Raw genomic sequence first — 20,206 nt, forward strand, 5'->3', positions numbered from 1 at the left:
GCCCCGCCTCCCTCGGGAACATCGAACGTGTAAGGCTGAGCCGGAACCGACAGCCCCGGCAGGAGGCGCGCGCGGCGGCACCGTTACGCCCAGCCCCCCGCCGACGCGCGCTACGCGAAGGAAAGCCTGGGAACATGCATCGCCATCGCGACACTGGTCGTCTGGCTTCGCATGTCCCGCAGCAGCGCCTCGAACACCGCCTTGTCCGCCAGCTGCCGCTCGCGCAGACACTTGCGGTCGAGCATGCCGATCACCTCGGCCGGCACGCCGATCGACAGCAGGGCCGTCGCCGGATCGGCGGCATAGATCGCGCGGAACGCATCGTCCTGCGCCAGACGCGCGAGCAGAGCCTGGCCCTGGGCCTGGCTCAGCGAGCGCGTCGGGGCTGCTTCGAGCTGCGCATCGTTGGCGGTGTCGAGGGTCTGGTTGTGGGCTGTGTACTGGTCCATGGGTCAAATCTCCCGAGCGGATCGAAGTGGTTTGAAGGGGTGGCCGCGGCCTGCAGCAAATCGGCGCCTGCTCATCGAACTGCGGATGCGGCAACGCAAGCGCAGCCCGGCGCAGCGTACGCCAGCCCGATGCGCGAGGGTGAGCTCCGGGCTGTCATTTGCGCCGCCGAATCGTGCGGTGGCTCGCATATCCTGAAATGGGTCGATCCGGGAGCTTGCTGTTAGCCAACCTATTCAAGCTCTCTGTCAGCGGCGCTCGGCGCCACCCGCACGGCGTCGCCGTTGCCCCTCTCGCATGCATGCACTGAAGAGTCCACGTGCGACGCATGAGACGTGGCGAGCGGGGTGCGATGGGGCACACTTGGCGATTCGTTCTGTGGGAGGTCTGTGGCGTGGCGATCAAGCGGTGCAAATTGGTGGTGCTGCAGCTTCGAGAAGAGCGTGCGGTGGATCTGGAAGCCCTGCTCTCGGGCGCGCCCAGCGTGGTTGCGCGAAACCGCTGGGTGGCCCTGGCGGCACATCGGGATGGCGAGGTGGAGCTGGATCAGAACGAGATCGCCCTGCTGGGTGCGGTCACGTCGCTGCATGGTTCGGAAAGAGCCGCCCTGGAGGCGCGCTTTGGCGCGGCGGCGGTGCAGCGGTTGCTGGATGAGCAGCTGCTCTGGGACGCCGCCACGCAGGCTTCGCCCGAGCCCTCCATCCTCGATGACTGGCACCCCTTGTCGGCGGTGGCCCATCGGCACTCGCGCTGGGCCGGGGTGGACACAGGCGCGGCGGCCGAGCAGTTGGCCCGTTCGGGGCAGCGCCTGACCGATGCACTGGGCGAGGCACCGCCCACCGTGGCCGAACCCGCAGCGACCTCGGCCCGGATCGACTTGCCGTCGGTGTCGCAGGGCGCGCTGGCCGAGCTGTGCCGCAGGCGCGTGACCTGCCGCAATTTCGATGCGGGCCGACCTGTCGCGCTGGAGACGATGTCACGGGTGTTGGCCGGCACCTACGGCGCCATCGGTGAGTTCGCGATGGCGGGCGTGCAGGTGGTCAAGAAGCCGGTCGCCTCGGCCGGCGGGCTGCACGCCATCGAGCCCTATGTCATCGCGCAGCATGTGGAAGGCCTGCGGCCTGGGCTGTACCACTACAACGGCGTACAGCACAGCCTGGGCCCAGTACAGCTGCTTGAGCCTCCGGCGCTGCGGGCGCTGCTGAGCGAGGCGCTGGCCGGCCAGTTCTGGTTCGAGAACTGCCCGGTGTTCGTCGTTCACGTCGCACGCTTCGGACGCAACTTCTGGAAGTACCGTCGCCACGCCAAGGCGCTGCGCGCGCTGACGCTGGATTCAGGCCACCTCTCGCACCAGCAGTATCTGGCGGCCACCGAGTGCGGCCTGGCGGCGTTCATCACCGCAGCCATCAACGACCACACGCTGGAAGCCGCCTTCGGCCTCGACCCGATGCAGCAGGGCGTCATGGCCATCAGCGGCTTCGGCTACCGCGGTGGCGCGATGGAGAACCTGGAGTTTGATCCCAACACCGTGGCGTGGGAGAACTGGGCGACCGAGGCGGCGGGGATGGAGTGAAAGAGCGCCGCGCGTGAAGCCGCGCGGCGCTCTCATCCACGATCAACTGCAAGGTCAGCGTAGGCTTTCGAGCCCCTCTCTGAGCCGAGCCTAAAGTGGGTCGACCATGGAATCTCAGAGAGACCCGTGACCCGCTGAAGCACCACTGGCAGCCGTGGCGGAGCGAGCGCCTAGCGTCTGCACGGCGCTCAGCTCTCTAGACTCGGACATCTGAACCTTCAGATGGTGGATCGAAAACGACATGGCCAGCCGGAAGGACTCGCCGCCGATGTCGGAAAGAATCTTCTCGAAGACGGCCTTGGGGGCTGCTTCCTGAGGCGACAGGCAACGGGGAGACAGCTGCATCATCTGCTGCGGGGAAAGGCCGATCTGCCGCAGGCCTTCAATAGGATTACGCGCGAACAGCGCGCGGAAGTCATCGTCAGCCGCCAGTCGACGGATCAGCGATTCGCCCAGGGGGCCGTCCAGAAGTACGTTGCTCATTTCTTGGCTCCAGAGTTTAGTTAGGCATCGGCGTGATAGGTACGCTTCAGGAATGATCCGAGAGCCTTCTTGACGCCGACGCCTCGCGAGTGTGCCACGCGTGCAGAGGATGATTGAAGGGAGGACGGGCTTTTTGTAGGAGCGAGCTTGCTCGCGACCCGTAAGGTGGATACAAAGCTCAGGCTGCGGTCGCGTGCAAGCTGGCTCCGAGAACCGCGCGCGGACCAATTCAGGCTTCTTCTAGAACACCTGTACCGCGGTCCGGAGCTGCGGCGTTCTGGGGCTTTCCGCGAGGCTTGAGGAAATCGAAGACTGCGGCTTCAGTCCCATCGCCACCTGCCCAAGCGCCCTGCCCTGTGCCACCCTGCGCCGATGCATCACGACTGGACGACTCTGCCCCTGGGCGCCGGGGGGCGCAGCCTGATCGAGGCCAGCGCCGGCACCGGCAAGACCTGGACGATCGCCGTGCTCTACCTGCGCCTGCTGCTGGAGCAGGGCCTGTCGCCGCGCGCGATCGTGGTCACCACCTTCACCGAAGCCGCGGCGCAGGAGCTGCGCGAGCGGCTGCGTCGGCGACTGCTGTGGGCGGAGACGCGGGCAGCGGCTTTCGTGAGCGCGATAGACCGCGGAGAGTCACTGGGCCCCCGCCTGCGCGGGGGCGACGGGGATGAAGCGGCTTCGCCTGGTTTTGCCGCGGGAGGCACACAGGGCGTCGAGAGCACCTCCGATCCCGCCCTCGACTGGCTGCAGGCCCGCTGGCGCACCCCCGGCACCGCCGCGCGCGACCTGCAGGCGCTGCGGCTGGCGCTGGCCGAGCTGGAGCACGCGCCGGTCAGCACCCTGCACGGCCTGTGTCGGCGCATCCTGGCCGAGCAGCCGATCGAAGCCGGCGCGGACTTCCGCGCAGCCGAGCTGGTGTCCACCGAGAGCCTGCTGGACGAGCTAAGCGCCGATTTGTGGCGTCGCCTGCAGCAGGGCTCGGAGGACGAGCCGCTGTACCGGCTGCAGCGGATGACCGGCAAGCCGCTGTCGCTGGCCCAGCTGCGCGGCCTGCTGAAGTCGACGCTGATGGCCGGCATCGAGGTCGAAGCGCCAACGCTGCCAGCCGAGGACTCGGAGACGGCACGACGGGCGCAGCCGGATGCCGCACGCGCGGCGCGGCTGCAGGCGGTGGTGGACAACGCGGCGCTGTTCAACAAGCGCGCCAAGCTGCCGCGCGCGCTGGCCGCGCTGGCGCAGGCCCTGGACCCCGCGCGCAACACGCAGGGCCTGCCGGCCTGGCAGTGCCTGGGCGCGGACGACATCGAAGTGCTGGCGAATGCGCGCGCGCTCACCGGGGTCAGCAAGCCCGGCAAGACGCACGCCGGGCTGCTCGCCGCCACCGAGTTCGCGGCCGCGCTGTGCGAAGCCGTGCTGGCGCGCATGCAGGCAGCGCCGCAGGCCTTTCTGCATGCATTGGCCGCCGCCGGGCGCGCGCGCATGGACGCACTGCTGAGTCTGCGCCGGCAGCAGAGCTTCGACAGTCTGCTGGAGAGCGTGGATGCCGCACTCGCGCGGGAAGCGCAGGCGGCAGGGGATGGCGGCCGGCGGCCACTGGCCGACACCCTGTTCGCGCAATGGCCGGTGGCCCTGGTGGATGAGTTCCAGGACACCGACGCCCTGCAGTTCGGCATCCTCGATCGCCTGTATCGCGATGCTGCCGGCCGCGAGCGCGGGCGGCTGGTGATGATCGGCGACCCCAAGCAGGCGATCTACCGCTTCCGCGGCGGCGACATCCACGCCTATCGACGTGCGGCCGAGCAGGTCGACGAGCACCTGAACCTGGCGGTGAACCAGCGTTCGTCGCGCGCGCTGGTGGCCGGCTGCAATGCGCTGTTCGCGCTCGGCGGCGAGGCGCTGTCGACGGATGCCGACCACGACATCCGCTACCTGCCGGTGCAGGCCGCGGGCCGCGCCGATGACAAGCCCTATCGCGTCGGCGGCAGCGCGCCGGAAGCTGCGCTGGTGCTGCATTTCCAGGCCGATAGCGCCGGCGGCCAGGAGGCGCGCCGACAGACCGCGCTGCGCGCCTGCGCCAGCCAGATCGTCGAACTCTTGAACGATCCTGCCCATACGCTGGACGGCCGCCGCCTCGGCCCGGCCGACATCGCCGTGCTGCTGCCGCGTGCGGCCGACATCGCGCGCCTGCGCCTGCTGTTGGAAGCGCGCGGTGTGCCTTGTGTCGCGACCAGCCGCGACAGCGTGCTGGCCGGCGACACCGCGCGCGAGCTGCAGGTGCTGCTGCACGGCGTGGTGCATCCGGGCGATGCCGGCGCGCTGCGTGCGGCGGCCGCCACGCGGCTGTGGGGCGCGCGCTTCGCCGAGATCCGCCGCTGGCAGGACGAGCCCGAGGGCCTGCAGCAGGTGGCGCTGCGCTTCCGCGCCCTGCATGCCGTGCTGATCGAGCGCGGCGTGGCCGGGGTGATCGAGGCCCTGCTGGACCAGATCGCCGAGCGCGCGATGTCGACGCGACGCGGCGAGCGCCTGCTCACCGACCTGCGCCATCTCGGCGAGCTACTGCAGGAGGCCAGCGAAGACCTCGGCGGCCCCGAGGAGCTGCTGGCCTGGCTGCAGCACCAGCGCGAGGGCGCGGCGGTCGACGAAGCCGCCGCCGACGAGCGTCAGCTGCGCATCGAGTCACAGCAGCCGCGGCTGCGCCTGTTGACCCTGCACGCCAGCAAGGGCCTGGAGTTTCCGATCGTGTTCCTGCCGCTGATGTGGGCCAATGGCGCGGGCAGCGACCGCGCGCCCTGGCGGCGCAGCGATGCGCACAGCGCGCGGCCACGCCTCAGCTATGCGGAAGAGGCCAAGGCCCAGCAGCAGGCCGATCTGCAGGATGAGCGCTTTCGCCTGCTCTACGTGGCGCTGACCCGCGCCGTGCACGCCTGTCATGTGTACGCGCTGGACCCGACGCGGCCGAAGCGCGCGGGCTGGAACCTCCAGGCGCATCAGGGCGTGGATGCCGCACCGTTGGATGTGCTGATGCAGCGCGCGTTCGAGGCGCGACCCGAGCTGGCTGCGGCCTTGCAGGCAGGCGAAGCACCGGCGCTGCATCCGATCGGCCTGCGCGCAGCGTGGCCCGCGGCGACTCGCACGCGCTTCGCCGAGGCGGACCGCAGCGACACGCCGCGCCGCGCGCGTGAACTGCGGCCGCTGCCGGCGCGCGCGCCCGAGGCCAAGCACAGTTTCACCTCGCTGAGCCGCGCCGGCCGCGCGCAGAGCGAGGCCCTGCTGGATGCGGAAGCGCCGGCGCAGGACGAGTCGCTGCCGGTGGAGGCCGCCCGCCTGGAGAGCGTTCACGACGAAGCTCCGCATCCCGACCTGCTGGCCCTGGCCGGCCTGCGCGGCGCCGGCTTCGGCAACGCCCTGCACAGCCTGCTGGAGCTGCGCGTGATCGGCACGCCGCTGGTGCAACAGCTGGAGCATGTGCAGGCCACGCTGGCCGGCGCGGGCCTGCGCACGCGCGACTTCGAGCCACTGGGGCTGGCGCGCTTCAGCGAGCGCCTTGCGCAGCGCCTGGATGCCGCCCTGGCGGCGCCGCTGGGGCTGGAACACGCACCCGGCCTCACCCTCGCTGAGGTGCCGGCGCGGGACCAGCGCGCCGAGCTGGGCTTCGACTTCGCCCTGCCCGAGATCGCGCTGGCGGATCTCGCGGCGGCCTGCGCGCGGCACGGCGAACCCGAGCTGGTACCGGCGTCCTCGCGACGGATCGCGGGGCTGATGAACGGCAAGATCGATCTGGTGTTCAGGCTCGGCGAGCGCTTCCACGTGCTCGACTACAAGGGCAACTGGCTGGGCGAGCGCGTGGGCGATTACCTTGGCGAACGTCTCTCCGCGGCGATGGACCACAGCCATTACCGCTTCCAGGCCCTGCTCTACACGCTGGCGCTGGACCGCTACCTGCAGCAGCGTCTCGGCGATGCATATGGGCGTGAACAGCAGCTCGGCGAGTGTGTGTACCTGTTCTTGCGCGCGGCGGGGCTGGCGCCGGGTGCGGGCGTGTGGCGGCAGCGCTTCGCACCGGGCCTGATCGAGGACGCGCAGGCGGCATTGGCGGGCGCATGGCACACGGCGGTGGCGGCATGAGCGCCGCCTGGGACGAGGCCGGTCGCTTCGATTTCCGCCGCCGGCTGGGCGAGGGTTTCGATGGCGAGGACGGCGAGCTGCGCGCCATCGACCGCGCGGTGGCGCGCTGGGTGCTGGCGCACGGCGGCTCGATGCTGCTCGCGCGGGTCGCGGCGGCGGCCAGCCGCGCCGAGGGCGAAGGCGACAGCGTGCTGGTGCTGGCCGGGGACGGCAGCGGGCGCTTCATCGCGCCGCTGAGCGAGGACGCACTCGCGGCCCTGAGGAACGAACCGCTGGTGGCGAACGTCGGACAGGCGGCGCGGATGGCGGTGGGCGGAGATTCCGATGCCACCGCAGCGGCGCACGGCTGGGCATTTGTCCTCGACGGCACGCAGTTCTACCTGCGGCGCAGCTTTGCGCATGAGCAGGCGCTGGCGGCGATGCTGCGGGCGCGGCGCGGGGATTCGCCTGCGTCGCGGATCGGCACCGGGGCGGCGACCAGCTCCGCTGGGCCAGGGCCCGCCCTATGGGATGTCGAGGGCGATGCCGGCGGCGATGCGGCAGCGGGCGTGAGCGCTGAAGCGCTTGAGCGCTGGATCGATCAGCTCTTCGGCGGCGATCGCAGTGCGGCGGTGCAGGCGCAGCGGGCGGCGGTGGCGGGCTTCATGGATCGACGGCTGTTCGTGCTGACCGGCGGGCCCGGCACGGGCAAGACCACCACGGTGCTGCGCATGCTGCTGCTGCGGCTGCGCGCGCATCGGCAGCGCTTCGGGGCGTTTCCCCGTCTGCGGCTGGCCGCGCCGACCGGCAAGGCCGCGCAGCGGCTGGCCGAGAGCCTGCAGAGCGGGGCGGCTGCCCTGCGGGAAGGCAAGCGATCTGCGAGCGCCCTGGCTGCCGGCTCGAGGATGGATTCCGATGAATCTTCCGCTGCAACCTCAAGCACAGCTTCTGCCGCAGGCACGAGGGTCGCGACAACCGCGACGGGTCCCGACGCGCTTGCGGCTGAGACGCGCGCCATGCATGCGCGGACATCCACTGGAGATTCAACGGCTCGCCCCGCGCTCGATGCCACCGAAGCCGACGCGACAGCCTTCGATACCGACTGGGCGCCCGCGCTCGACCATGTGCTCGCCGCGGAAGCCGGCACCCTGCATCGCTTGCTCGGCAGCCGCGGGCCGGCGCGCGGACATGCCTGGCATTCCGGCCGCAGGCTTCCGCTGGACCTGCTGGTGATCGACGAGGCCTCGATGGTCGATCTGGCCCTGCTGCGTGCCAGCTTCGAGGCGCTGCCCGAAGACGCCGCCGTGCTGCTGGTCGGCGACGCCGAGCAGCTGGCCTCGGTGGGCACCGGCTCGGTGCTGCGCGATCTGGTCGAGGCCCTGCAGAGCGATCCACGCGGCGATCTGGTCCGGCTGCAGCACAGCTTCCGTGCGGAGGCCGCGCTGCAGCCGCTGAACGCGGCGATCGCGGCCGGCGATGCCGCAGGCTTCACCGAAGCCGCGGCGCGGGCGGGCGAAGCCTTCGCGCTGCGCGCCGTCGGCGATGCGCGCCGTCTGCAGCAGGCCTTGATCGAGCACACGCAGCGCCTGCACACAGCGCTGGATGCAGGCCAGGTGTTCGCCCCTTTGCCGATCGATGAGTCCGCGCAGAGGGCGGCGATCGCGCGCGCCCACGCCGCCCTGCGCGAGGTGCAGTTGCTCTGCGCGCTACGCGAGGGGCCGTTCGGCGCCCTGGCCTGCGATGCCGCCATCGACAGCGCGCGGAAGCGCCGGCTCGGCCTGCCCGAGGGCCAGGCCTGGTATCCGGGGCGCGCAGTGATCGTGCTGCAGAACGACTATGCCGCCGGCCTCTTCAACGGCGACATCGGACTCTGCCTGCGCTCAGCCGACGGCAGCCTGCGGGTGTGGTTCGAGGCGCGCGGCACGGAGGGCGCGGGTCCGCGCGGGCTCGCCCCAGGCGCCCTGCCCCTGCACGGCGGCGGCTTCGCGCTCAGCGTGCACAAAAGCCAGGGCAGCGAGTACGGCGAAGTCGCCCTGCTGCTGCCGCCCGATCCCGAGCACCCCATCCTCGGTCGCGCCCTGCTCTACACGGGCGCCACCCGTGCACGCCGCGCGCTGTCGCTGTGGAGCACCGAGGCCGCCCTGCGGACGGCGCTCTCGCGCCCGACCCAGCGCGTCAGCGGGCTCGCGGCGCGGCTGACGCCGGCCAACGACCGCTGACGGCTGCATCGCGCAGCCTCGGCGGCGTTTCCGCTGGCCGCACCCGTGCGCCCGCCGGGAGCAGTGAAGGCCGGCCTCGATTCGCAGTGCCCTGTGCGGCTTCTGGGCGGGCCGGAACAGGTCAAGGCTTCAGCGGTTCACCGCTGCCGCTTGAGGTGCAGTCCTCGCGCGCCGACCACGCACGTGCGCATTCGTTCGCGCCTGCCTGGGCCCAGCGCAGTCGCCACCCTGGGGAAAGCGAGTCGGGCAGGCCGGGGCGGAATGCGGCCGCCAATCGTCTCGGCAGGGGCCTGCGCCGACCGTCCTTGCGCTCAGCCGGCTTCGGCGAGCCGCTTCAGGCTGGCCAGCCCCGCTTCGAAGTCCGGGCCGACCAGACTGTCCATGAACAGGCCGAACCAGCGACTGATCGGATTGCCGCCCATATCGCCCTCGTTCGACCAGGACAGGCGCACGCCGCTGCCGGCAGGCTCGATGCGCAGCACGCCCTTCGACTCCATGCCGAAATCGGGAAAGCGCAGCACGTAGTCGACGCGCTCGCCCGGCACCGCGGCGGTGAACTCCATCGCGCCATTGCCCTCGGTCGCGCTCTGCCAGGACCAACCGGCACCCACGCCGGCTTCCGGCCCCGTGTATTCGATCCGCATGTCCGGGTCGCGCGCGTTCCAGGCCGACCAGCGCTTCCACTCGCGCGGCGAGGCGATCAGCGCATACACCTCGGCGGCCGGCGCCTCGATCTGCACCGCACGTTCGACCTTGAAGGCCGAGGGCAAGGCGAAGCCCACGGCGACCAGCAGCACGACGGCCACGACCAGCGCAGCCAGCAGCTTCAACACGAGCTTCATCAGAGTCCTCCCCCCGGAAGAGCCCTGGAGCCTAGCAGCCTCAGGCCCCCCGAAGCATGCCGCGGGCGCGCATCGCAGGTAGCGCGGCTGCATCGCCCCGCGCCGGGCGTCGCCCGCGCAAGCTGCTACCGTTGCTGCGGCCCCGACTGGAAACCGCACGATGTCCAGACTGCTGTTCTTCCTGCTGCTCTGCCTGCTGTTCCTCGTGGCTGCGCCGCTGCTGGCGCAGGACATCTCCACCCCGCTCGCATCGCCTGTCGAAGCAGCGGTGCTTGATCCCGAGACGCTTGCCAGCACGGACACGCAGGCCACTGGGACGGGAATCGAAAGCGGACCGCCGGTCGATGCGCTGGCCCAACACATCGACGGTCTGGTCGAAGCCCTGCGCCGCGAGCATCTGCTGCCCGGCGTCACCCTCGCACTGGTGCGCGCGGACGCACCGACCCTGCTGCGCGGTTATGGCCATGCCGACCTCGCCGCGCGCACGCCTGTCGATCCGCAGCAGACCCTGTTCCGCATCGGCTCGGTGTCGAAGACCTTCATCTGGACCGCGGCCCTGGTGCTGGTCGATCGCGGCCAGCTCGACCTCGATACCGACGTCAACACCTATCTGCAGGCGGTCAAGGTCGGGCCGGCCTTCGATGCGCCGGTGACCATGCGCCAGCTGATGAGCCACCGCGCCGGCTTCGAAGACAGCTTCCAGGTGTTCGCGGTCGGCGACGACGATGCGCGGCCTCTGGCCCAGCTGCTGGCCGAGCACCAGCCCAGGCGCGTGTATCCGCCGGGCGCGCGGACGTCATATTCGAACTGGGGCTCGGCGCTCGCCGCGCAGGTGGTGGCCGACATCGCCGGCGAGGACTACGGCAGCTTCCTGCGCCGCGAGCTGCTGGATCCACTGGGACTGCGCGACACCGTTTGGGAAGGGCCGACGCGGATGGACGCCGCCACCCGCGCGCGTCTGGCGCAGGGCTACAGCGAAAGCGGCGGCGTGCTGAAACCCGAGCACGAGCTGCAGCTCGGCGCCTACTGGCCGGCGGGCGGCATCTCAACCACCGCGGCCGACATGGCGCGCTGGATGCGCTTCCATCTGAACTCGGGTGAGCTCGATGGGCGTCGCCTGCTGTCTGCAAGCACCCATGCGCTGATCTGGACGCGTCCCTACAGCGACCGCGCCCAAGCCGCGGATGTCACCCACGGCTTCATCCAGTCGCCCTTCCGCGGGGTGACGCTGACCGGTCACGGCGGCGCCACCGAGAGCTATCTGAGCAATCTGGTGCTGGTGCCCGAGCTCGGCCTTGGCGTGTTCGTCAGCCAGAGCAGCGGCGCCAGCCGGAACCTCGTGCAGCGCCTGCCGGAACAGCTCGTCGAACGGCTGCAGGCGCTGCCTCCTTCGACACCACTCGCGGCCGAACACGGTGACCCGGGGGCGCTGGCCGAGGTGGATGGCGACTACCTCAGCAATCGCCGTGTCTTCAGCAGCTTCGCGGCGATCTTCGGCGCTTTCGACGGGCTTGCCCTGCGGGCGGTCAACAGCGACACGATCGCGCTGGACGCGGGTACCCGCAGCGGCGAGTACCGACGCATCGGCGAGGACCTGTTCGAATCGGCCTTCGGCCAGCGTCTTGCCCTGATCCGCGGCGCCGATGGCCGCGTGGCCGCGTTTGCCGACGGCAGCGGCGTGCACAGCTTCGAGCGTGTCGGCGGCTTGAGCTCGCCGCAGTGGCTGTTCGCAGCGCTGGGCGCCAGCCTGCTGCTGGCTGTCTCGACGCTGGGCGGGGTGGTCTGGCGGCTGGGACGCAAGCGCTATGGCGGCCCCACCGATGCCCTGGTCGGCGGCGTGTCGGTGCTGGCGGCGTTGTGCGTGCTGGCCCTGATCGGCTGCTTCGTGGCGGTGTCGATCGCCTTGCAGGATGCCGGTGCCGCCGACCTGCCCGGCAACTATCCGGTGCCGGCGATGCTGTGGACGCACTGGGCGGGATGGGCGGTGGTCGCGGCCTCACTCACCATGCTGTTGATGCTGATGCCGGCCTGGACGCGCACGCGCTTCGGCCTGTGGCGCAAACTGATGTTCACCCTGTTCACCTTCGCCCTGTTGTCCCTGTCGGTCGAGCTGTGGCTGTGGCGGGTGATCGGGGCGGCGGTGGTGTGAGGGCGGGGATCGGGGATCGGGATCGGGATCGGGATCGGGATCGGAAGAGTTTCGGCCTGAGCCGCGACGCGAGCCACCCGAATGCCGACCTCCCCTCTCCCCTTGAGGGAGAGGGGCTGGGGGAGAGGGGTAGGAAGCTTGCGGCGAAATTTCACCCCTCTCCCCAACCCCTCTCCCACAGGGGGAGAGGGGCTCAACAGCGGGCTTGCGGAAGCTCTACGAAGCCCGAAGCCCGAAGCCCCAATCCCCAATTTCTAACCCCGGCTCTTGCCCACCTCGGCGCGCATCTCCGCGATGACCTTGGCGTAGTCCGGCGCGTTGAAGATCGCCGAACCCGCGACGAAGGTATCGGCGCCGGCCGCCGCGATCTCGGCGATGTTGTCGACCTTGACGCCGCCGTCGACCTCCAGCCGGATGTCGCGGCCCGAGGCGCGGATGCGCTCGCGCGCCTCGCGGATCTTGGGCAGCACCGAGGGCAGGAAGCTCTGGCCGCCAAAGCCCGGGTTGACCGACATGATCAGGATCAGATCGATCCGGTCCATCACGTAGTCGAGGTGGTGCAGCGGGGTGGCCGGGTTGAAGACGAGGCCGGCCTTGCAACCGGAGTCGCGGATCAGCTGCAGGCTGCGGTCGATGTGCTCGCTGGCCTCGGGGTGGAAGCTGATCAGGCTGGCGCCGGCCTTGGCGAAGTCGGGAATGATGCGGTCCACCGGCTTCACCATCAGGTGCACGTCGATCGGCGCGGTGATGCCGTGCTTGCGCAGCGCCTCGCAGACCAGCGGGCCGACGGTGAGGTTGGGCACGTAGTGGTTGTCCATCACGTCGAAGTGCACCCAGTCGGCGCCGGCGGCGAGCACGTTGCGCACCTCTTCGCCGAGGCGGGCGAAGTCGGCGGAAAGGATGGAGGGTGCGATCAGGGCTTTCGACATGGCGGCCTCGGGACGGCGGGGGGTTGGGGTTCGGCACGCGCGCGATCAGCCTTCGCGCTCAGCGCGGATGCGGTCGTAGGCGGCGTTGATGGCGCGCGCGCGGGCCTCGGCGCGACGGCGCACGGCGGCCGATTCGTTGGCGACGCGATCGGGATGGTGGCGCGACATCGCGCGGCGGTAGGCGCGATCGATCTCGTCCATCGAGGCCTCGGGCGCGACTTCCAGCACCGCATAGGGGTCTTCGCCGCGGGCGGGCCGCGGCGAACGCAGGGCCAGCCAGCCGCCGTCGAAGCCCCAGCCGATCAGGAATCCGAGCACCGCACCGGCCGGATGACGCAGCAGGATCCAGCCGAAGGAGAAACCCAGCAGTCGGCCGGCGTAGCGCATGGGCTAGTTGGCGTCGCTGTTGGCGGCCGCGGCTTCAGCCGCCGCCGCGCGCTGGCCCTGCCGCGGCTGGCTGGCATACCAGAGGGCCAGGGCGTCGAGGTCGGCGTCCTGCAGCGCACCCACCACCGCCTGCATGGGCGGATGGCGGCGCTCGCCGCTCTTGTACTTCTGTAGTGACTGGCGCAGATAGGCCTCGTCCTGACCGGCCAGGTGCGGGTTGCCGGGCGCCAGCGCGATGCCGTCGACGCCGTGGCAGCTGGCGCACATGCCGAGCTGGGCCGGGCGTTCGATCGGCGCATCGCCGGCCGGCGCACCGGGACTGCAGGCGGAGAGTCCAAGGCCCAGCAGGGGGGCCAGCATCAGGGCGCGTACGTTCATGGCCGCGCATTCTACCGGCCCGGTGTCTGCGCAAGGTCGGCGTCCGAAGCGATGACTCTGTCCGCGAGAGGAATCCGGAAGCACGTGCCGGCCCTCACGCTGGGAGCCCCGCGCCGGCGCCGCTAAACTGTCGCGCTTTCCGCCAGCCCGGGCCTCCGCCGTGACCACGACCCTGCACCAGTCCGACCTCGACCTGCCGCTGCTGCACCGGGGCAAGGTGCGCGATGTCTACGGCCTGCCGGAGAACCAGCTGCTGATCGTCGCCAGCGATCGTCTGTCGGCCTTCGACGTGGTGCTGCCCGACCCGATCCCGGGCAAGGGCGAGATCCTCTGCCAGATGTCGAACTTCTGGTTCGCGCAGACGGCCGCGCTGCAGCCCAACCATCTGTCGTCGACGCCGCTGGCCAGTGTGCTGCCGGCCGGCACCGACCTCGCCCTGTACGCCAAGCGCAGCGTGGTCGCGAAGAAGCTGAAAGCCCTGCCGGTGGAAGCCATCGCCCGCGGCTACCTGATCGGCTCGGGCTGGAAGGACTACCAGCGCACGGGGGCGGTCTGCGGCATCGCCCTGCCCGCCGGCCTCCGCCAGGCCGAGGTGCTGCCGGAGCCGATCTTCACCCCATCGACCAAGGCTGCGGTGGGCGACCACGACGAGAACATCGGCTTCGACCGCGTGGTCGAGCTGATCGGCGGCGAGCTGGCCGAGGCCGTGCGCGCGGCAACGCTGAAGATCTATCGCTTCGCAGCGGCCTTCGCCGCCGAGCGCGGCATCCTGATCGCCGACACCAAGCTGGAGTTCGGCCTCGACGAGCAGGGCCAGCTGATCGTGATGGACGAGATGCTCACCCCCGACTCCTCGCGCTTCTGGCCGGCCGACCAGTACCAGGTGGGCATCAGCCCGCCGAGCTACGACAAGCAGTTCGTCCGCGACTACCTGGAGACGCTCGACTGGAACAAGACCGCGCCGGGCCCGCGCGTGCCGGCGGACGTCATCGAGGCGACGCGCGCCAAGTACGCCGAAGCCCTGCTCAAGCTCACGGGCATCGTCGCCTGAGCGTGACTTGGGCCTGCGCGACGGGCCCGATGTTGTTGAACGGATCGCTCGCACGCACCGCAGGCACAGGCCGCGGGCGACCGCAGCCCGCGCCCTGCACCCACCCCGCGTGGCGCGAGCACGTTCGCCCCTGATGACGGCCGCCCCTCGCGGGGCTACGACTTTGGTCTTCGCAGCAAGGCCTTCGAGTCTTGGGAGGCGCCCCGCTCGCGCGAGCGACGCCCCCTGCGCGGCCGCACGATCGCGACTTACAGCGGAATCCGCAGCCGCCGCATCAGCTTGCCCATCACCCAGGCCGGGCCGATCAGCAGATAGACGAGGTCGGTGAAGAAGCTGGGCTTCTTGCTTTCGTAACGGTGGCCGATGTACTGGCCGATCCAGGCCAGCACGAAGACGCCGATCGCCAGCCACAGCAGCTGCGTGGCTCCCAAGCCGAGGTACAGCATGTGGGTGATGAAGCCCACGGCCACCAGTTTGAGCGCCATCACCAGACCCAGCGGGCGCGACAGCCGGTAGTAGTAGATCGCCGCCATCGCCATGACCATGCCCGCCCAGGCCCCATCGCGGCCCAGCGCCGGCGGCACCGGGATCAGCCAGAGCAGGGCGATCACCGACCACAGGATCAGCGGCACGCAGACCACGTGGATGGTCTGGTTGGTGGGGTTGCGATGGTCGTCCGCGTAGTTCGCGAACAAGCGTTCGACGGGGCGGCGCTCGTTAGAGGGCAAGGAGTCGTCGGTGGTGTTCATCAGCACGGCGATGGGCTGGAGCGGTCGGCCACGGTAGGGGTTTGGCGAAGCCCGGACAAGACCGTGGAAGCAGGTCGGGCAGCCCGAAGGGCTGTCCGAAAGCTCTGGCTCTTGGCTTCAAGCGGCTGAGCGACGAAACAAAACCGGAGCGAGCGTGGCGCTCTTGGTGGGCCAGGGCCCACCCTATGAAAGCCGCGAAGGCAGGCAGCCCGAAGGGACTCGGAGCGCGTGCGGCGCCCCCCGCCTCGAGCCCTCTCCCAAGGGGTGAGGGGCGGGCGCAAGCGCCAAAACGCGAAAGGGGCCCCGAAGGGCCCCGTGCTTCCGTGCCGTCACCCTCGGGCGACGTCGAAGCCTCTCAATCGTCGCCGGACAGCAGATTCATCAGGTTCAGCAGATGCGAGAACAGCACCACGATGCTGCCGAACAGGCTGACGGTGATCATGATCGGATTGGCATTGGGCTCGTGGATCAGCCGGCTGACATCCCACAGGATGAAGCCGCTCATCAGCAGCACGGCCGCACCCGAGATGGTCAGCGACAGGGCCGGGATCTGCAGGAACAGGTTGGCGATGACCGCGACGATCAGCACCAGGGCGCCGACCAGCAGGAAGCCGCCCATGAAGTTGAAGTTCTTGCGCGAGACCACGGCATAGCCGGCCAGCGCGGTGAAGATCAGGGCAGTGGCGCCGAGCGCGTTGAGCACCACCGAAGCACCGCCGGGGATGCTCAGGTAGGCGCCGATCATCGGGCTGAACAAGAGGCCGACCGCGAAGGCCCAGCCGAACGTGGCCAGGATCTGGGTCTGGCCGCTGCCGATGCGCGAGATCAGGAAGGGGCCGCCGATGAACAGGACCATGAAGGCGATCGCCATGCCCAGTCCGGTCGGTAGGCGCAGGCCGAGACCAATGCCGGCGCCAACGGCGGCGACGCCCAGCACCAGACTCAGCAGGATGAAGGTGTTGCGGACCAGGGTGTTGGTCGCGGCGACGGGCAGGGCCGCGGCGATGGGAACTGCAGGACGCTCGTTCATGGCGGTCTCCGTGAGTGGATGTGGCCTGCGATGGTAGCCGCTGGCGCCGTCAAAGCGCCCTGCAGGCGGCTCAGCGCCGCCGCGGTGGCGTCGAGCGCACTGTTCGGCCAGACCGGACAGGCGGCCGCGCGGAGGGCGCGGCCCGGGCGGCAGGTTCGGCGTCGAGAATCCTGAGCTCGCCCGGCTGCAGACCCGCCAGCGCGTGCGGGCCGATCGCCGTGCGGATGAGTCGCAGCGTGGGCAGGCCGACGGCCGCGGTCATCCGCCGCAGCTGACGGTTGCGCCCCTCGCGCAGCACCACCTGCAGCCAACTCTCCGGCACCGATTTGCGGAAGCGCACCGGCGGGTCGCGCGGCCACAGCCAGTCGGGCGGGCCATCGAAACGCGTCACCTCGCACGGCAGGCAGGGACCGTCCTTGAGCAGCGGCCCCGCGGCCAGCGCACGCAGCTGAGCGTCCGTGGCCTCGCCCTCGACCTGCACCACATAGGTCTTGGACCATTTGTGCCTCGGCTGGGTGATGCGGGCGATCAGCGGGCCGTCATCGCTGAGCAGCAGCAGGCCCTCGGAGTCGGCGTCGAGGCGGCCGGCGGGATAGACGTCAGGAACGTCGACCCAATCGGCCAGGGTCGGTCGCCCCTCGCCGTCGGTGAACTGGCAGAGCACGCCGTAAGGTTTGTTGAAGGCGATCAGCATGGGCAGGGCCTCAAACGACCGCGGCCGCACGAGGCGGCCGCGGTCGTTCAGCAGGGTTCGGAAGTCGTGAGGCCATGCGGACCCAGTCCAACCTGTCCTTGATCAGCGTTCTCGCCTGCCAGGGCGGGCGAGAACGCTGAATTCTTCAGCCTTGTCTCAAGACTCCGAGCCGCCCTCGCCTTCAGGATCGCCATCGCCCGCAGGCGGGGCCGAATCGCTGGCGGCCGGCTTGACGAAGCGCAGGGTCATGCGGTCCGACTCGCCGATCGCCACGAACTTCTCGCGGTCCTCGTCACCGCCACGCAGCACCGGCGGCAGCGACCACACGCCATTGGCATGGTCGCGGGTGTCTTTCGGGTTGGCATTGATCTCCGACTTCTCTTCGAGCTTGAAGCCGGCGGCCTCGGCCAGCGCGATCACCTGCGCCTCGGTCACATAGCCGCTGCGCCCATCGGGCTCGGTGCCTTCGGCGGCGCGGTGCTCGACGATGCCGAGGGTGCCGCCTTCGCGCAGCACGTCATAGAAGCCCTTGAAATAGGCCGGTGCTGCGCCCGAGGGCATCCAGTTGTGGACGTTGCGGAAGGTCAGCACGGTGTCGACCGAACCGGGCGCACCGAACACCGGATTGGCAGGATCGAACTGCACCACCTGCGCCTTGCCGTAGACCTCGGCATTGCCGGCCAGCTTCTCCTGGAAGCTCTTCAGCGCGTTGCCGTAGTACTCGGCGGCGCGCTCGTTGGCAGCCTTGGCCGGGTCGACCACGGCGGCGATATAGCTGCCGCCATCGCGCAGCAGCGGCGCCAGGATCTCGGTGTACCAGCCGCCGCCCGGGGTGATCTCGAGCACCACCTCGGTGGGCTCGACGCCGAAGAAGCCGAGCGTCGGCGCAGGGTTGCGGAAAGCATCACGGGCGACATTCTCGGGCGTGCGCCAGGCGCCGGCCACGGCCTGCTCGAGCGGCGACTTCACCGGCTCGGCGGGGGCCGGTGCGGGCTCGGCGGCCTTCGGGGCTTCCGCGGGTGCGGCGGCGGGCGGGGCCTCGGACTGCGAGCAGGCGGCCAGCGACAGCACGATCAACAGCGGCAGGGTTTTCTTGAGCATGGGGGACTCCTCGCGGGGTCTGCAGGGTTCAGGCGCCACCGGGAGCGGCGACGCGGTCGGATGCAGCGGGGCACGCTAGCACAGGCGCGTGAGGATGGAGATAAGGCGGGTGCCTGATCCTTGCGCAGAACACGGCTGCGGGTCGGCCTCGGCCACGCGCGCGACTGGGGCGAGCGACAGGACGAAGCGGAGCGCGCTTCGTCCTGTCCTGCGCAGGCTGGGCTCAGTTGCAGACCGACTGATAGACGCAGGCCACCCACTGCGGCTGATCGACGAACGGGTTCCGATTGCCCTGGTAGGTCTGGATCAGGGCATTGCGCAGGCGTTCGGCTTCGTCCGGCGGATCCTGCTGATGCCACTGGATCAGGGTCGAGAGCCGGCCCATGTAGCCCACCGAGGCATTGCCCGAGGTGCCGACCACGAGGCTCAGATCGTTGGTGAGGCGCAGGTCGGGCTCGGCCGCGCCGGTGCCGCCGTGGCTGCCACCTTCGTAGCGGATGTCCATGTAGAACATCGCGCGGGCCACATTGCCCTTCAGCTTCGACCAGACCTCGAACACGCTGCCGTTGGTCCAGTTGGAATTGCCCGGGTACGCGCCGCTGCCGCCGCCCTGCCCGGCATAGGCGCCGGTCGGGTACTCGGTACAGCCGCTGGGGCAGTTGTCGTACGCCTTGTTGCCGCGCGCCGCGTTGTAGGCGATGTCCGAGGCCATCAGCATGTGCAGGTCGGTGTAGGCCGAATTGGTCGGGCCGTCGTTGGGAAAGCCCAGCGAATTCGGCCAGGTGTGCTCGCGGTTGTAGAAGTCGTTGCCGCCGGCGACCTTGGCATAGGACGCATTCTTGTAGACGTCGAGGATGCGGCCGCTGTTGAGCGGATCCTGCTCGGCCTGGTTCAGAACGTCCCAGGTGTCGGTGGTGCTGGCGGTGTACGGGATGCGCGTGTGGTCGTCGATCAGCGCATGCAGACTGGCGCGCAAGGCGCTGGCGCTGCCGGTCTGCACGCCGCTGTAGTAGCCCGACGGCGGCGCGCTCGCCGTGTCGAAGCTCGGCGTGAGATTCACGCCGCTGAAGCTCGTGTAGGCGCGGATCGCCACGTGCCAGGTGCCGGCCTGCGGGCTGGCGAAGCTGCAGGTTTCGGCATTGCCGGTCTGATACGGGCGACAGTCGTAGACCGTCGTGGTGGGCGCGCTGCCATAGCGCACGTAAAGGTCGGCATCACCCGTCCCACCACTCATCGCGAAGCGCAGGTTGCTGGCGCCGGAGGGCACGTCCAGGGTGAAGGCCAGGCTGCTGCCGGCCGTCGCCGCAAGACCCGTGCGGGTCACCCCGTTGCTCAGGCTCGTGCCGCCGTCGCCACCCCCACCTGCCGCCACCAGGGTCTGCCCGCTGTTGCAGGCACCGAAGCTGGCCGCGCGCGGCGCCTGCCAGGTGAAATCGCTGGCGCGACTGCCGCTGCCGGCGAGCTGCAGGGACTGCCCGACCGGGGTGGTCGCGGTTTCGGCCACGGCGATCGGCGTGGCCACGCGACCGGCGGCGGGGCCGTCGGTGGCGGTGAAGCCGCCCTCATAGCTCAAAAGCTGGACGACGGCGCCACCGGCGTCGATCAGCGCAAACCCATCCGGGCTGCCGTTCTGGATACCCGGCACATTGACCACCACGGTGCCGTGGCCACCGCACTGGTTGGCGGTGGTGCCCGAGAGGCTGTAGGTCGCGTACTGGCGACCGTCGCTGCCGTTGTAAAGCACCAGCTTCCAGCCGCTCAGCGAAGTGCCGGCCGGGGCGATGAGCTCGACGCGCTCGCCGCTGTCGGTGCCATTGTTGTCGTAGTGGAATTCGTTGATGAAGACATCGGCGCGGGCAGCGCCGGCGGCCATCAGGCACAGCGAAGCCAGCGCACTGCAGGCAGGCGCGAGTCGTCCACGCAGGGACAGGGTCATGGGAACTCCGTAAGCCGCGCGCCGCGGCATCCGGCCACGGTCACGCTGCGGAAACGAGCGGTTCCGCGTGATGCGCGGGCCCTCCCCGGCCCTGCATCCGGCGGTGGCGGCCACCGCGGCCGCCCCAGCGCGCG

15 protein-coding genes and 1 pseudogene are annotated in these 20,206 nt (G+C 70.2%); 5 read left to right on the forward strand and 11 right to left on the reverse strand.

Annotated elements, in window-relative coordinates:
• Positions 1-110: 110 nt before the first annotated feature.
• Complete coding sequence (locus BLP83_RS11000) at positions 111-449, reverse strand: NHLP-related RiPP peptide (protein ID WP_091242585.1); 339 nt, start codon at positions 447-449, stop codon at positions 111-113.
• A 392-nt stretch (positions 450-841) separates the two neighbouring features.
• Here BLP83_RS11000 and BLP83_RS11005 point away from each other — a divergent pair, with 392 nt between their 5' ends.
• Positions 842-2,020 (forward strand): putative peptide maturation dehydrogenase, encoded by a 1,179-nt coding sequence (locus BLP83_RS11005; RefSeq protein WP_176764148.1) that lies wholly within the window; start codon positions 842-844, stop codon positions 2,018-2,020.
• Positions 2,021-2,134: 114 nt separating this feature from the next.
• On the opposite strand, the gene BLP83_RS11010 is transcribed toward BLP83_RS11005, so the two are convergent.
• Positions 2,135-2,503, reverse strand: coding sequence for an NHLP-related RiPP peptide (locus tag BLP83_RS11010; RefSeq protein WP_091242589.1), 369 nt, complete (start codon positions 2,501-2,503; stop codon positions 2,135-2,137).
• Positions 2,504-2,875: 372 nt separating this feature from the next.
• Between BLP83_RS11010 and BLP83_RS11015 the strand changes: the two genes are divergently transcribed.
• Together BLP83_RS11015 and BLP83_RS11020 are read left to right on the forward strand one after the other, a co-directional pair.
• Positions 2,876-6,628 (forward strand): UvrD-helicase domain-containing protein, encoded by a 3,753-nt coding sequence (locus BLP83_RS11015; RefSeq protein ID WP_091242592.1) that lies wholly within the window; start codon positions 2,876-2,878, stop codon positions 6,626-6,628.
• Positions 6,625-8,826 carry an AAA family ATPase gene (locus BLP83_RS11020; protein WP_143006654.1) on the forward strand — a complete coding sequence of 734 codons (2,202 nt, stop codon included), beginning with the start codon at positions 6,625-6,627 and terminating at the stop codon, positions 8,824-8,826. Before BLP83_RS11015 ends, BLP83_RS11020 begins: the two co-directional genes overlap by 4 nt.
• Before the next feature lie 311 nt (positions 8,827-9,137).
• Here the strand turns inward: BLP83_RS11020 and BLP83_RS18705 are convergent, their stop codons facing one another.
• Positions 9,138-9,668, reverse strand: coding sequence for an SRPBCC family protein (locus tag BLP83_RS18705; RefSeq protein WP_176764149.1), 531 nt, complete (start codon positions 9,666-9,668; stop codon positions 9,138-9,140).
• A 160-nt stretch (positions 9,669-9,828) separates the two neighbouring features.
• On the opposite strand from BLP83_RS18705, the gene BLP83_RS11030 reads away from it, so the two are divergent.
• On the forward strand, positions 9,829-11,817 hold the full coding sequence (locus BLP83_RS11030) for a serine hydrolase domain-containing protein (protein ID WP_091242597.1): 1,989 nt from the start codon (positions 9,829-9,831) through the stop codon (positions 11,815-11,817).
• A gap of 254 nt (positions 11,818-12,071) precedes the next feature.
• On the opposite strand, the gene rpe is transcribed toward BLP83_RS11030, so the two are convergent.
• Genes rpe through BLP83_RS11045 form a run of 3 tightly spaced genes read right to left on the reverse strand, consistent with a single transcriptional unit; the run spans position 12,072 to position 13,511 of the window.
• Positions 12,072-12,746, reverse strand: a complete 675-nt coding sequence (gene rpe, locus BLP83_RS11035) for a ribulose-phosphate 3-epimerase (protein ID WP_091242600.1) — start codon at positions 12,744-12,746, stop codon at positions 12,072-12,074.
• Between the two features lie 45 nt (positions 12,747-12,791).
• Entirely contained in the window at positions 12,792-13,133 is a 342-nt protein-coding gene (locus tag BLP83_RS11040; protein WP_091242603.1) for a J domain-containing protein, read from the reverse strand.
• Between the two features lie 3 nt (positions 13,134-13,136).
• The gene (locus BLP83_RS11045) at positions 13,137-13,511 is read right to left on the reverse strand and encodes a c-type cytochrome (protein WP_245680023.1); all 375 of its coding nucleotides are present in this window, start codon (positions 13,509-13,511) and stop codon (positions 13,137-13,139) included.
• Positions 13,512-13,671: 160 nt separating this feature from the next.
• Here BLP83_RS11045 and BLP83_RS11050 point away from each other — a divergent pair, with 160 nt between their 5' ends.
• Complete coding sequence (locus BLP83_RS11050) at positions 13,672-14,562, forward strand: phosphoribosylaminoimidazolesuccinocarboxamide synthase (protein WP_091242606.1); 891 nt, start codon at positions 13,672-13,674, stop codon at positions 14,560-14,562.
• 248 nt (positions 14,563-14,810) lie between these two features.
• Here BLP83_RS11050 and BLP83_RS11055 read toward each other — a convergent pair whose 3' ends face one another.
• From BLP83_RS11055 to BLP83_RS11075, 5 genes and pseudogenes are all read right to left on the reverse strand, one after another.
• The gene (locus tag BLP83_RS11055; protein WP_091242961.1) at positions 14,811-15,311 is read right to left on the reverse strand and encodes an Mpo1 family 2-hydroxy fatty acid dioxygenase; all 501 of its coding nucleotides are present in this window, start codon (positions 15,309-15,311) and stop codon (positions 14,811-14,813) included.
• A 355-nt stretch (positions 15,312-15,666) separates the two neighbouring features.
• Positions 15,667-16,341, reverse strand: a complete 675-nt coding sequence (locus BLP83_RS11060) for a Bax inhibitor-1 family protein (RefSeq protein WP_091242608.1) — start codon at positions 16,339-16,341, stop codon at positions 15,667-15,669.
• Positions 16,342-16,504: 163 nt separating this feature from the next.
• Positions 16,505-17,035, reverse strand: a pseudogene (locus BLP83_RS11065) (pseudouridine synthase); the annotation flags it as partial.
• A gap of 156 nt (positions 17,036-17,191) precedes the next feature.
• Positions 17,192-18,136 (reverse strand): class I SAM-dependent methyltransferase, encoded by a 945-nt coding sequence (locus BLP83_RS11070; RefSeq protein WP_091242614.1) that lies wholly within the window; start codon positions 18,134-18,136, stop codon positions 17,192-17,194.
• 223 nt (positions 18,137-18,359) lie between these two features.
• Positions 18,360-20,072, reverse strand: coding sequence for an endonuclease (locus BLP83_RS11075; RefSeq protein WP_245680024.1), 1,713 nt, complete (start codon positions 20,070-20,072; stop codon positions 18,360-18,362).
• Between the last annotated feature and the right edge of the window lie 134 nt (positions 20,073-20,206).

Origin of the sequence: Aquimonas voraii, assembly GCF_900101825.1 — a bacterium.
Lineage (GTDB): Bacteria > Pseudomonadota > Gammaproteobacteria > Xanthomonadales > Xanthomonadaceae > Aquimonas > Aquimonas voraii.